Annotated in this window: 10 protein-coding genes; 6 read left to right on the forward strand and 4 right to left on the reverse strand. The window is 69.9% G+C overall.

What is annotated here, in order from left to right:
- Positions 1-77: 77 nt before the first annotated feature.
- Positions 78-1,133: a terpene cyclase gene (locus ACFVXE_RS33140; protein ID WP_389676811.1), complete on the reverse strand. Its 1,056-nt coding sequence runs from the start codon at positions 1,131-1,133 to the stop codon at positions 78-80.
- Positions 1,134-1,439: 306 nt separating this feature from the next.
- On the opposite strand from ACFVXE_RS33140, the gene ACFVXE_RS33145 reads away from it, so the two are divergent.
- On the forward strand, positions 1,440-2,906 hold the full coding sequence (locus ACFVXE_RS33145) for a GuaB1 family IMP dehydrogenase-related protein (protein WP_389676813.1): 1,467 nt from the start codon (positions 1,440-1,442) through the stop codon (positions 2,904-2,906).
- On the opposite strand, the gene ACFVXE_RS33150 is transcribed toward ACFVXE_RS33145, so the two are convergent.
- Positions 2,903-3,931, reverse strand: a complete 1,029-nt coding sequence (locus ACFVXE_RS33150) for a GDSL-type esterase/lipase family protein (RefSeq protein WP_389676815.1) — start codon at positions 3,929-3,931, stop codon at positions 2,903-2,905. The two genes, ACFVXE_RS33145 and ACFVXE_RS33150, sit on opposite strands and share 4 nt — an antisense overlap.
- Before the next feature lie 151 nt (positions 3,932-4,082).
- Here ACFVXE_RS33150 and ACFVXE_RS33155 point away from each other — a divergent pair, with 151 nt between their 5' ends.
- The 3 genes from ACFVXE_RS33155 to ACFVXE_RS33165 all read left to right on the forward strand — a co-directional run bounded on the left by ACFVXE_RS33155 (position 4,083) and on the right by ACFVXE_RS33165 (position 7,423).
- On the forward strand, positions 4,083-4,538 hold the full coding sequence (locus ACFVXE_RS33155) for an Lrp/AsnC family transcriptional regulator (protein WP_389676817.1): 456 nt from the start codon (positions 4,083-4,085) through the stop codon (positions 4,536-4,538).
- Between the two features lie 332 nt (positions 4,539-4,870).
- Positions 4,871-5,668, forward strand: a complete 798-nt coding sequence (locus tag ACFVXE_RS33160; protein WP_389676819.1) for a carbon-nitrogen hydrolase family protein — start codon at positions 4,871-4,873, stop codon at positions 5,666-5,668.
- A gap of 48 nt (positions 5,669-5,716) precedes the next feature.
- Positions 5,717-7,423, forward strand: a complete 1,707-nt coding sequence (locus tag ACFVXE_RS33165) for a flavin monoamine oxidase family protein (protein ID WP_389676821.1) — start codon at positions 5,717-5,719, stop codon at positions 7,421-7,423.
- Between the two features lie 43 nt (positions 7,424-7,466).
- Here the strand turns inward: ACFVXE_RS33165 and ACFVXE_RS33170 are convergent, their stop codons facing one another.
- Positions 7,467-8,186, reverse strand: coding sequence for a DUF5995 family protein (locus tag ACFVXE_RS33170; RefSeq protein ID WP_389676822.1), 720 nt, complete (start codon positions 8,184-8,186; stop codon positions 7,467-7,469).
- 698 nt (positions 8,187-8,884) lie between these two features.
- Here ACFVXE_RS33170 and ACFVXE_RS33175 point away from each other — a divergent pair.
- Positions 8,885-10,498 carry an FAD-dependent oxidoreductase gene (locus tag ACFVXE_RS33175; RefSeq protein ID WP_389676824.1) on the forward strand — a complete coding sequence of 538 codons (1,614 nt, stop codon included), beginning with the start codon at positions 8,885-8,887 and terminating at the stop codon, positions 10,496-10,498.
- 53 nt (positions 10,499-10,551) lie between these two features.
- Positions 10,552-11,823 (forward strand): cytochrome P450, encoded by a 1,272-nt coding sequence (locus tag ACFVXE_RS33180; RefSeq protein WP_389676826.1) that lies wholly within the window; start codon positions 10,552-10,554, stop codon positions 11,821-11,823.
- A gap of 208 nt (positions 11,824-12,031) precedes the next feature.
- Here ACFVXE_RS33180 and ACFVXE_RS33185 read toward each other — a convergent pair whose 3' ends face one another.
- A complete protein-coding gene (locus ACFVXE_RS33185; protein ID WP_389676828.1) occupies positions 12,032-12,421 on the reverse strand; it encodes a DUF4259 domain-containing protein in 390 nt (129 codons plus the stop codon).
- Positions 12,422-12,579 lie beyond the last annotated feature (158 nt).

The following is a 12,579-nucleotide window of genomic DNA, read 5'->3' on the forward strand; positions in this document are numbered from 1 at the left end:
GCACGGGAGGAGAGCCGGGTACGGATCACGTACCCGGCTCTCCTCCCGTGCCGGTCCGGTGCCTTGCTCGCGGATCCTCAGCCGGTGCGTCCCTCGGCCACGTGGTCGGCGCGTTCCGGTCCGATGCCCAGGACCGTCGCCTCCAGGTACTGCTCCGGTTCCTTGTACTGGCTGACGTCGGCCGGGTTGTAGCGGGGTGTCTGCCGGGACCAGTCCAGATTGCCGCGCATCCAGCTCCGCATCCCGTCCAGGTACGGGAGGAGCATCCCGGACAGCTGGGGATAGGCTGCGAGCAGTTCGGTCTCGGCCGACAGGAAGCGCTCGGTCTCGGTGGCGATCTCCGCGCAGACGTGTTCCAGCGCCTGTCGCTGACCGTAGCCGCGGTGGTGCCGGACCAGGTGGACGAGGTTGTGGATCTCGCCCAGGACCTGTTCCTTCTCGTACGAGTAGACGTCGTTGGCCCAGCACACGACGTTGCAGGAGGCCTCCACGGCGACGATGAACCGGGCGTCGTTGTGGATCGACTCGGGGGCCTCGATGCCGGTCACGACCTCTATCAGGTCCATGCAGACGTGTATCGCCCCGGTGTGCCGCCGCTTGGCGATGTAGGTCTCCTCGGACGGCACGACCCCGTTCGCCCGGTTCCCCGCCTCCCAGGTGGTGGCGGTGGTCAAGTAGGTGATCAGATGCCAGGCGAACCGGCGTAGCCAGTGCGCCGCCGCGTTCGGTGTCGTACGTTTCCACAGGTCGGCCAGGGCGATCACGGCGGCGGGGAGCTCCTCGTGGGGGAGCGGGCCGGTGCCGGTGCCCTCGACCACGTTGCGCATCATCGCGACCACGTCCCGGACCCGCTCCGGGCTGCGGCCGAGATGGCCGTCGTCGAGCTGGTCGTCGACGAGGAACAGCCAGACGAACCAGTCGGCGACGAGATCGAGATTCTCTTCGTTCGCGGTCGGATACACCATGCCGACGAAGGCACCGAAGTCGGCTTGCTCGAAGCGCTGCCTGGCCGAATCCCTATGCACCAGGCCGGTGTTGCGAGTCCAGGTGTCGAGATGGGCACGGGTGTGCGCGACATGCGCGTTCGTCCGCTGGGGGAACGGGCAGTAGATGTCCGGAAGTTCGTTCTCCACGGGCGGGCCTGAATCCTCTCCGGTCGTACCTGTGACGGAAGTTGGAGCCGTTCCACCTGTTCCTCGGGGCGTCTTCGTGACCCGCGGGACCTGCGCATTTGAAGCTACCTGACCCCCTGTCATCCGGTCCAGGGAAGATGATCACGAATGGTTCGATTGTTGTTCGGGTAGGGTCCGCGGGTAAGGCAGGTTCCACTTGCCCGGGGCTCCCGTACTCCGCCCTTGGAGGAATATACGAACACGGGAGCGATTTGCTGTGTCTTCGTGGAGGCGACCTGCGCCGCTTCACATGAAAAAATGGGTGTTATGCGTTTTCTTCAGCCCGGCACCGGTCGTTTCACAGAGTCCCCCACGGTCCCGTACGACCTCACGTACGACGATGTCTTCATGGTTCCGGGCCGCTCAGCGGTCGGTTCCCGCCAAGGGGTCGACCTTTCCGCACCGGACGGCACCGGCACCACGATTCCGCTCGTCGTCGCCAACATGACGGCGATCGCGGGCCGCCGGATGGCCGAAACAATCGCCCGCCGCGGCGGTCTCGTCGTCATTCCGCAGGACATCCCGATCGACGTCGTCACCGAGGTCATCTCCTGGGTCAAGACACGCCACCTCGTGCTCGACACGCCGATCGTGCTGTCCCCCGGCCAGACGGTGGCCGACGCGCTGTCCCTGCTGCCGAAGCGGGCGCACGGCGCGGGCGTCGTCGTCGACGACGAGCAGCGGCCCGTGGGCGTCGTCACCGACCACGACCTGACCGGTGTCGACCGTTTCACCCAGCTCTCCGAGGTCATGTCCAGGGACCTCGTGCTCCTCGACGCGGACATCGACCCGCGCGACGCGTTCAACAAGCTCGACGGCGCCAACCGCAAGCTCGCCCCCGCGGTCGACGCGGACGGCAGGCTCGTCGGCATCCTCACCCGCAAGGCAGCGCTGCGCGCCACGCTCTACACCCCGGCCACCGACGCCGAGGGCAAGCTGCGGATCGCCGCCGCCGTCGGGATCAACGGCGACGTCGCGGGCAAGGCCAAGCAGCTCCTCGACGCGGGTGTCGACACCCTCGTCGTGGACACCGCGCACGGCCACCAGGAGTCCATGATCAGCGCGGTCCGCGCGGTGCGGGCGCTCGACCCGCAGGTCCCCCTCGTCGCGGGCAACATCGTCGCGGCTGAGGGCGTGCGCGACCTGATCGAGGCCGGTGCGGACATCATCAAGGTCGGTGTCGGCCCCGGCGCCATGTGCACCACCCGGATGATGACCGGCGTCGGCCGGCCGCAGTTCTCCGCGGTGCTGGAGTGCGCCGCCGAGGCCAGGAAGCACGGTAAGCACGTCTGGGCGGACGGCGGCGTCCGCCACCCCCGCGACGTCGCCATGGCGCTCGCCGCCGGTGCGTCCAACGTGATGATCGGCTCCTGGTTCGCCGGTACGTACGAGTCGCCCGGCGACCTCCAGCAGTCCGCCGACGGCCGGTACTACAAGGAATCCTTCGGGATGGCGTCCGCGCGTGCGGTGAAGAACCGGACCTCGGACGAGTCGGCGTACGACCGGGCCCGTAAGGCGCTCTTCGAGGAGGGCATCTCCACCTCGCGGATGTTCCTCGACCCGGCCCGCCCCGGGGTCGAGGACCTGATCGACTCGATCATCGCGGGTGTCCGCTCCTCCTGCACGTACGCCGGGGCGGCGTCCCTGGAGGAGTTCGCCGAGAAGGCGGTCGTCGGCGTGCAGAGCGCCGCCGGCTACGCGGAGGGCAAGCCGCTGCACGCCAGCTGGAGCTAGCACGCACGACGAGGAGACGTCCGGGCCGCCCCGGCGGCCCGGACGTCCTCCTTCGCCGGAGGCAGGTGCGGGGCGAGGGCCTTCGCGACCGCCGCCGCCAGCCGGGCATGACCGCTGTCGTCCGGGTGGAGGCCGTCCATCAGATGCTCCGGCCCCAGGACGTCCCGCCCCGGCAGCACCGACAGCCGGGAGTCACCGGCCCGGACGAGGTCGGCGCCCGCCCGTTCCAGCGCCGTCCGCAGCTCGGACAGCGTGGCCCCGAGCGCGTTCGGGGTCTCCTCCGCATCCGGGCGCAGCAGCGGGGAGACGAGCAGCAACGGGGTCTCCGGGTGGCCCGCGCGCACCAGGGTGACGAAGGCGCGCACCGTCTCGTACAGCAGCGGTGCCGAGAACGGGACGCCCGCCCAGCAGTTCGTGCCGAAGGCCAGGGTCAGCACGTCGGCCGGGAGTGCGGCGATCTGCTCGGCCACGCACAACTCCCCGCGCCCCGAACCCGCGTACCCCAGATTGATCGTGTCCAGCCCGAGCGTGCGGCCGGCTGCCGCGGGCCAGGCGTGGGCGGGGCGCGTCGACCACCAGCCCTCGGTGATCGAGTCCCCGTGCACCACCCACCGCGGCCGCGCCGGGACGGGCAGCAGGGCGCCGCCCACCGACCGCACCCCCGTGACGGCCGGTCCCAGTGCCTCCGGCGGATGGACGGTGAAGGGTCCGTCCTCCCCGGGCGGGAGGCCGATGGTGGTGACGGCGTCCTCCGCGGGGTCGGAGAGGACCTCCGTCACACACCTCTCGCCCTGCCACAGCGCGAAGAGTCCGACACGGCCGCCCGGGGCCTGGGCCCGGTAGCGGATCTCCACGGCACGCGCGCCCGGCGCCAGGAACTCCAGCCGCACCCCGATGGGCAGCAGCGCCCGCTCCCCGGTGTCCCACGGCAGCCGGGCCAGATCGGCCGGATCGGCCCGTACCGCGTGCCGGCCGTCCCGCCAGGCGACACCACGCAGAAAGGGGTCGGGGTCGAGCCATGTCATCGGGTCTCCGTTTCGCCGGGTGCGCACTCCACCCCTACCCCGTTGCGCCGTGCAGACGTCCGTACGGCCTCTTCCGTCACCGCGTGTTCTACTTCGGGTGCGGCGCCGCGCCGCCCCCGACCTGCCGCCCCAGAGAAGTGATCCACCCGAAGTGCGACTGAACGATCTCGACGAACGCATCGTCCATGCCCTGGCCGAGGACGCCCGCCGCTCCTACGCCGACATCGGCGCGATCATCGGCCTGTCCGCACCCGCGGTCAAGCGCCGCGTCGACCGGTTGCGGGCGGAGGGGGCGATCACCGGTTTCACCGTGCGGGTGGACCCGGCGGCACTCGGCTGGGAGACCGAGGGTTTCATCGAGATCTACTGCAGCCGCAACACCTCCCCGGAAGCGATCAAGACCGGCCTGGCGCGCTACCCGGAGATCGCGTCGGCGTCCACGGTCACCGGGGAGGCCGACGCGATCGTCCAGGTCTTCGCCGCCGACATGCGCCACTTCGAACAGGTGCTGGAGCGGATCGCGGGCGAACCCTATGTGGAGCGCACCAAATCGGTGCTGGTGCTCTCGCCGCTGCTGCGGCGGTACTCCGCGGGCTCACCGGGCTGATCCGGCTCGGTACGCGGCCCATCCGTGCACCGAACCCGTCCGTACCCCGGGTGCCGGTGCCTGGCCGGCCCGGTGACGGCGCCTGCTGCCGGCCGCCCGTGCGGATCCGACGGCCCGCACCCGGGCGGCCCGCACTCCGGCACATGGTCTTCAACGAGACCGATATCACCCCCCTGACCTGCGACGACGCCTCACGCAACGAATCACCGCCGGAGCGGTGAATTGCGCAATGGATCGACGGTCGGCGGCAACGCTCGCGCCTTGTCCGGCCTGATCACCGGCCCGTACCGTCTAAACGTCCCCGCCCCGCACCGCACCGTCCGAGGTCTGCCATGCCGCCGTTGCGCACCGCCCTGCTCCAGAGCTCCGGACGTCCGGGCTCGGTGGACGAGAACCTCAAGGCGCTCGACGAGGCGGCGGCGCGGGCGGCCGGGGCCGGGGCCCGGCTGCTTGTCTGCCCCGAGCTGTTCCTGACCGGGTACGCCATCGGTGACGAGGTGCCCCGGCTCGCCGAGACCGCCGACGGGGCGTCCGCGCGGGCCGTCGCCGCCGTCGCCGTACGGCACGGGCTCGCGGTCCTCTACGGATACCCGGAGCGCGCGGACGACCTGATCTTCAACTCCGCGCAGCTGATCGGACCCGACGGCACCCGGCTGGCCAATTACCGCAAGACCCACCTCTTCGGCTGCTTCGAGCAGCAGTGGTTCACGCCGGGCGAGGAGGCCGTCGTCCAGGCCGAGCTGGACGGCGTCCGTGTCGGGATCATGATCTGTTACGACGTCGAGTTCCCGGAGAACGTACGGGCGCACGCTCTCGCCGCCACCGACCTGCTGCTGGTGCCGACCGCGCAGATGCACCCCTTCCAGTTCGTCGCCGAGTCCGTCGTCCCGGTCCGTGCCTTCGAGAGCCAGATGTACATCGCGTACGTCAACAGGACCGGCCCGGAAGGGGAGTTCGAGTTCGTCGGGCTGAGCTGCCTGGCGGGTCCCGACGGCACCGTCCGCACCCGCGCCGGACGCGGCGAGGAGCTCGTCGTCGGCGAGGTCGACCCGGAGTTCCTGCGCGCGTCCCGTGCCGCAAACCCGTATCTGCACGATCGCCGCCCCGGTCTCTACGGTTCCCTGGTCTGAGCCCGCGCCCGCTCGCTCCCTCTTTTTCCCGCAAGGAGTCCGTACCCCATGACGTCCACGGTGCCCAACGCCGTCCAGCACACCGACGCGCAGCCGCCGATCACCATGTTCGGGCCGGACTTCCCCTACGCGTACGACGATTTCCTGGCGCACCCCGCGGGGCTCGGCCAGATACCGGCGACCGAGCACGGCGCCGAGGTCGCCGTCATCGGCGGTGGACTCTCCGGCATCGTGGCCGCGTACGAACTGATGAAGATGGGTCTCAAGCCCGTCGTCTACGAGGCGGACCGGATCGGCGGCCGGCTGCGTACCGTCGGCTTCGACGGCTGTGATCCGTCGATGACCGCGGAGATGGGCGCGATGCGCTTCCCGCCGTCCTCCACCGCGCTGCAGCACTACATCGACCTGGTGGGCCTGCGGACCGAACCGTTCCCCAACCCGCTGTCGCCCGCAACCCCTTCGACCGTGGTCGACCTCAAGGGCGAGTCGCACTACGCGGAGACCATCGACGACCTGCCGCAGGTCTACCGCGATGTGATGGATGCCTGGAACGCCTGCCTGGAGGAGGGCGCCGACTTCTCCGACATGAACCGGGCAATGCGTGAACGCGACGTGCCGCGCATCCGGGAGATCTGGGCGAAGCTCGTCGAGAAACTCGACAACCAGACCTTCTACGGCTTCCTCTGCGCCTCCGACTCCTTCAAGTCGTTCCGCCACCGGGAGATCTTCGGCCAGGTCGGCTTCGGTACCGGCGGCTGGGACACCGACTTCCCGAACTCCATCCTGGAGATCCTGCGGGTCGTCTACACCGAGGCGGACGACCACCACCGCGGCATCGTCGGCGGCAGCCAGCAACTTCCGCTGCGGCTCTGGGACCGCGAGCCGCAGAAGATCGTGCACTGGCCGCTCGGCACCTCGCTCTCCTCCCTGCACGACGGGGACCCCCGCCCCGCCGTGACGCGGCTGAACCGCACCGCCGGCAACCGGATCACCGTCACCGACGCGACCGGCGACATCCGCACCTTCCGGGCGGCGATCTTCACCGGCCAGTCCTGGCTGCTGCTCTCCAAGATCGACTGCGACGACGCGCTGTTCCCCATCGACCACTGGACGGCGATGGAGCGCACCCACTACATGGAGTCGTCCAAGCTGTTCGTGCCCGTCGACCGGCCCTTCTGGCTGGACAAGGCGGTCGGCAGCGACGGGGTTCCCACCGGCCGGGACGTCATGTCGATGACGCTCACCGACCGGATGACCCGGGGTACCTACCTCCTCGACGACGGACCCGACAAGCCGGCCGTCATCTGCCTCTCGTACACCTGGTGCGACGACAGCCTGAAGTGGCTGCCGCTGTCGCCGAACGAGCGCATGGAGGTGATGTTGAAGTCGCTCGGGGAGATCTATCCGGACGTCGACATCCGCAAGCACATCATCGGCAACCCGGTGACGGTCTCCTGGGAGAACGAGCCCTATTTCATGGGTGCGTTCAAGGCGAACCTGCCGGGCCACTACCGATACCAGCGGCGGCTGTTCACCCACTTCATGCAGGACCGGCTGCCCGCCGACAAACGGGGACTCTTCCTCGCGGGCGACGACATCTCCTGGACGGCCGGGTGGGCCGAAGGCGCCGTTCAGACCGCGCTCAACGCCGTCTGGGGCGTGATGACCCAGTTCGGCGGCGCCACGGATGCGACGAACCCCGGCCCCGGTGACGTCTTCGACGACATCGCCCCGGTCGAACTCCCGGAGGACTGAGCGGCGCAGCGCCGGACGGCTGACGCTGCGCGGTGGGGTGAGGTCAGCGGCACGGAGTGAGCAGACAGCGCCCCACCAGGCCGGCGCCCGCGTCCATCCGCTGCCGGAACTCCTCGGCCAGCAGCGGGAGATCACGCAGCCGCCAGAGCACCCGGGCAGCCGACCACGCCGCCTCGCGGGCCCGCTCCAGGCTCCATGAACCCAGCAGGTGGGTGAGCGGATCGGCGACCTCAAGGAGATCGGGGCCCGGCATCAGGTCCTCGCGGATCTGTTCCTCCAGCAACACGAGGAGATCGCCCACCCGGTCGAACTCCTCCCGCAGGTCCGGCGGGGCGCAGCGCAGGGCGTGACAGGTGTCCACGACGGCGAGCGCCAGATCGTGGCCGACGTGCGCGTTGATGCCCGCCAGCGCGAACTGCAGCGGCCGCACGCCGGGATGGTGCCGGTACTGGAACAGCGGACGCCAGCAGTCGGGCGGCCTGCGCCCCGCCTCCGCGGCGTCGACCGCGGCCAGATACCGTTCCGCGAACCGGACGTCGAGGGCGGAGGCCGCCGCGCGGTCCGGGAACGCGCCTTCGGTGATCTGCCGGCCGATCGTCTCGGTGACCGTCAGATAGACCCGGTTGAAGACCGCCACCCCGTCGGGTGGCGGCCAGGAGGACCGGAAGTCACGCATCCGCCCGATCACCGTGGTGACATCGGGCGGCGCCATGACCGGACCGGACCGGTCCGCGAACTGCTCCGTCTGCTCGAACTGCGCCATGGGGGCAGCGTCCCAGCCAGGGGCCCGCCGTGGCGCCGACCGGCCGCGGGTTCATCGGAACGAGGGAACGGCGGGCGGAGCCATCGGTGGCCCGGAGGCCCGCCCCGGGTCGTTCCGGAGGGGCGGGCGCGGCGGTGCGTGGTGTCTCATCTCGTACAACGGAACGGCGTCCCCCCGGAGGAGAGCACCGAGCTGGAGCGACTGCGCTTCATGGGGGACTCCTGTCGGGAGAAGGTGCCGCCAGAATCGAGGGATGACGCATGCACGTCAATGACTTGGACTAGACCATTGCGGTTTCTTGGAGATTGACGTGCCGGGGAGGCGGACACCAGGGGTGCGGGCAGCAGTGTGGCCGGCCTGGCCGTGGTTGCGCGGGCCGCGTTCGGCGACCGGTCCGAGGACGACTCGCGGCAGGGCGCCTTGCCGCAGCCAGGGGGCCGACGGTCGAAGCCAGGCGGTTCTGTGAGCCCGTCGTGCAGCACGTACTGTCCGCGATCTGATGCGCCTTGATCGGCGGTCGATGCGCATCAGGATGCGCAAATCCGGGATTCGGTGCGCAACGACTGCGGAACGTGACTGCTGGTCTGCGGCGGATGCGGTCTCGGGTGTGCCGTGATCCACTGAAGGAGCGGGCACGACGGCGTCCGTCGCAGGCGTGGGACGAAACGGCCGATCCTCAGGGTTCGGAGGGCGTCCAGATGAAGATCGTGGTGGATCTCACGCGGTGCCAGGGATACGCACAGTGTGCCTTCGCCGCACCGGATGTGTTTGCCATACAGGGGGACGAGGCGCTGCTGTACGACGCCGATCCTGACGACGCGCAGCGGGAGAAGATCGCGCGAGCGGCGGCGGCCTGCCCGGTCCAGGCCATCTTCCTCGACCGTGACGACGCTCGGATCCGGGAGTCCGCGCCCGAGACGCACGTGGACGCCCCGGGCCCTGGGGAAGCGTTCAAGCGTACGGGACGCGTCGTCATTGTCGGGGCGTCCCTGGCCGGCCTGCGGGCTGGTTGGACGCTGCGCCGGGAGGGCTTCACCGGCTCGCTCACCGTGATCGGGGACGAGCCTCACGCCCCCTATGACCGGCCACCTTTGTCCAAGCAGGTCCTCATGGGCCAGGTACCGGCGCGGCGGACCGGACTGCCCCGCCGCGACGAGCTCGACGCGCACTGGCGGTTGGGGGTCGCGGCCACGGGGCTTGACCTGAGCGGCAAGCAGGTACTGCTCGCCGATGGCGCGAAGGTGGGATTCGACCGATTGCTCATAGCCACCGGGGTGCGGACGCGCCCGTGGGCGAACGAGGCGGAGGCCGCGCTCGACGGGCTGTTCGCGCTGCACACCCCGGACGACGCGGAAGGGCTGCGGCAGCGGCTGGAAGCACGACCCAGCCGGGTGCTGGTCATCGGTGCCGGGTTCACCGGCTGTGAGGTCGCCTCTGCCTGCCGTGAGTTGGATGTGCCGGTGACGGTCGCTGAGCGGGGCCCGACCCCGCTGGTCGGGGCGCTGGGCGCGGTGATCGGCGGCGTCGCGGCACAGATGCAGCGTGACCACGGGGTCGATCTGCGGTGCGGGGTTCAGGTCGAGGCGCTGGAAGGCGATGGGGCCGGGCGGCTCCGGCAGGCCCGACTGTCTGACGGTAGCGTCCTGGACGTCGACGTGGCGGTGGCCGCGCTCGGCAGCATCCGCAACGTCGAATGGCTGGAAGGCTCGGGACTGGCGGCAGGTGTATGGGGTGTGGCGTGCGACGCGGGCTGCCGCGCCGTCGACGTCAACGGCGTCGTCACCGACGATGTGTTCGTCGCGGGCGACGTGGCCCGCTGCCCGCACCCTGTCTACGACTACCAGTACCTCTCCCTGGAGCACTGGGGCAACGCCGTCGCACAGGCGCAGGTCGCCGCACACAACATGATCAGCGCCGAGGGCGATCGATGGCCGCACCTGGCGCTGCCGGAGTTCTGGTCGACCCAGTTCGGCACCGAGATCAAGTCGGTCGGCGTTCCGACCTATGCCGACCAGCTCGTCATCGCCCAGGGATCGGTGGCTCAGCGCAGGTTCGTCGCCGTCTACGGCTACCACGGGCGCATCACCGCCGCGGTCGGCTTCAACCAGTCCAAGTGGCTGGAGTTCTATGCGGGGTTGATCGACCGGGCGGCGCCATTCCCGCCGTTCTTCCGCACCACCGACCAGCCCACCGACGCACTCCCGGTGGCGGCCGAGGTCCCCGACAGGCCCACCCCTCACGCCACCGTCGTGGTGACCGGTCACGGACCGAGCGAGCGGCGGGCCACCTTGGTCCGCAGAACGTACCTGTGACGCCTGCCCGAGCCATGACGCGTCCGGACCTCCGAGTTACGGGAGATGCCCCCATGACCCAAACCAGCATCTGGCAGCAGATCCTCGACTACTCCCACCGCCCCGATCCGTACCCGCTCTACACCGAACTGCGCAAGACACCCGTGGTACGGGTCGAGGACGGGAGCTATGTCGTGAGCACCTACCGGGAGATAGTCGCTCTGCTCCACGACCCACGGCTCAGCTCGGACCTACGCAACCTCCCCGAGTCGGCCGCCACCGCGTCGGCGCACGTACCCGAAGAGGGCCCTGCCACGCTCCCGCCCAGCTTCATCCAGACCGACGCACCCGAGCACGACCGGCTCCGGCGCCTGCTGACGCGGAACTTCGGGCCGCCGCACTGTCCCGGTCGCATCGACGGCATGATGCCCCACATGGCCGAGATCGTCACCAGCGAGATCGACGACTTCGTGGGGAAGGACCGGTCGGGTACGGCCCGGATCGACATCGTCGACGACTTCGCCTATCCCTTCCCGGTCACGGTGATCTGCCAACTGCTGGGAGTCCCGCGCGAGGACGAACCACGATTCCAGGCGATGTCCGACGCGGTCGTCCGGGCCGCCGACCCGACCACCGGAGGGATCGCGGAGCGGCAGCGCCGACGCGCGAAGGCAGTCGCCGTTCTCGGTCAGTACTTCGCCGGGCTTCTCGACGCCCGCCACGGCCAACGGGGCGACGACCTGCTCTCCGGGCTCCTCAGCGGCGACGGCGACGAGGCCCCCATGTCACCCGGAGAGGTACTGAGCAACGCGGCTCTGCTGCTCGTCGCCGGCCACGAGACGACCGTCAACCTCATCACCAACGGCATGCTCACCCTCCTGCGCCACCCCGAGGTGCTGGAACGGCTTCGCCGCAACGACGAACCCGATCTGGCCGCCCGGGTGGTCGAGGAACTCCTGCGCTACGAACCACCGGTGCAGTTTCTCTCCAACAACCGGAACTCCCTCGACGACATCGAGATCGCCGGCACCACCATCCCCAAGGGCTCACCGGTCACGCTCGCGCTCGCCGCCGGCAGCCGCGACCCGGACTTCGTACCGGACCCCGACCGCTTCGACCCCGATCGCGAGCACAACGAGCACCTGGGCTTCGGCGGCGGCATCCACTACTGCTTCGGCGCCCCGTTGGCCCGTCCCGAGACACAGATCGCCCTGACCGAACTGGCCCACCGGCTGAAGAACCCCCGGCTCGTCACCGACCCACCGCCCTACCGCGCGAGCCCCAGCCTGCGCGGCCCCCGCCACCTTCTGGTCGAGATCGACGGCGTCAACCCCCGCCGGCCGTGACCATGCACCACACCCACCTGGGCACGAGAGGTCAGCTTCAGGGCAAGCCTGAGTGACAGCTGCGAGCCGGTCGTCGCGCCGGCCGAGCGGGTCCCGGGTGCAGTCGGCGGGGATCTCGTGCACAGAGGTGACGTCGGCGGGTAGACGCATGAGAAGACGTCCCAGCTCATAGTGACCTTCCGGTAGGACGGGTGCGGGTCGGGGTGGGTCAGATCAGGCTGAGCTGTTCTCCCGATGGCCGTGGCAGGAGCACGTTCTGCAGGCGGCGGATGTTCGCGCGCCAGGGCCCGCCATCCGACTCGGCCCATAGGTCCATCAGTTCGGACGGTTCGGTCATGATGTGGTCGAGAGCCTGAAGGGCGAGATCGCGCAGGCCAGTGAGATCCGGGAGGGGCTCTTCCGGCCCATAGATTGGATCGGCCGGCTCACCCCCGGGGCACTGCGCCGCGACGAGCGCGGTCGCGGCTACGGCTACCTCGGATTCGGGTGCTTCGAGGTAGGCCGCGGTGTCGATCACACGTGTAAGAGCACTGCGGACGATGCCCTCACGTTCGCCTGCAGCCCGCGGCTCGGTCCGCCCGGTCTCCCAGTTCCCCACCGCCTCCCGGCGGGCGTCCAGCGCCGTGGCGATCTGCGCCTCACTCAGGCCCGCCGCCTCACACAGACGCTTGCGCTCCGCGGGGTCAATCGCGCATGGATCGCGCAAATGGAAGAGCCGCTGAATCTGCCGCTGGACGGGAACGTCTTCATCCCGGC

It is taken from the genome of Streptomyces sp. NPDC058231 (assembly GCF_042882275.1).
Lineage (GTDB): Bacteria > Actinomycetota > Actinomycetes > Streptomycetales > Streptomycetaceae > Streptomyces.

What these genes read in the sequence shown, in the direction of transcription:
- ACFVXE_RS33180 (WP_389676826.1), top strand. Translation starts at nt 10,552, where the DNA reads ATGACCCAAACCAGCATCTGGCAGCAGATCCTCGACTACTCCCACCGC.
- ACFVXE_RS33175 (WP_389676824.1), top strand. Translation starts at nt 8,885, where the DNA reads ATGAAGATCGTGGTGGATCTCACGCGGTGCCAGGGATACGCACAGTGT.
- ACFVXE_RS33165 (WP_389676821.1), top strand. Translation starts at nt 5,717, where the DNA reads ATGACGTCCACGGTGCCCAACGCCGTCCAGCACACCGACGCGCAGCCG.
- ACFVXE_RS33145 (WP_389676813.1), top strand. Translation starts at nt 1,440, where the DNA reads ATGCGTTTTCTTCAGCCCGGCACCGGTCGTTTCACAGAGTCCCCCACG.
- ACFVXE_RS33150 (WP_389676815.1), bottom strand. Translation starts at nt 3,931, where the DNA reads ATGACATGGCTCGACCCCGACCCCTTTCTGCGTGGTGTCGCCTGGCGG.
- ACFVXE_RS33160 (WP_389676819.1), top strand. Translation starts at nt 4,871, where the DNA reads ATGCCGCCGTTGCGCACCGCCCTGCTCCAGAGCTCCGGACGTCCGGGC.
- ACFVXE_RS33170 (WP_389676822.1), bottom strand. Translation starts at nt 8,186, where the DNA reads ATGGCGCAGTTCGAGCAGACGGAGCAGTTCGCGGACCGGTCCGGTCCG.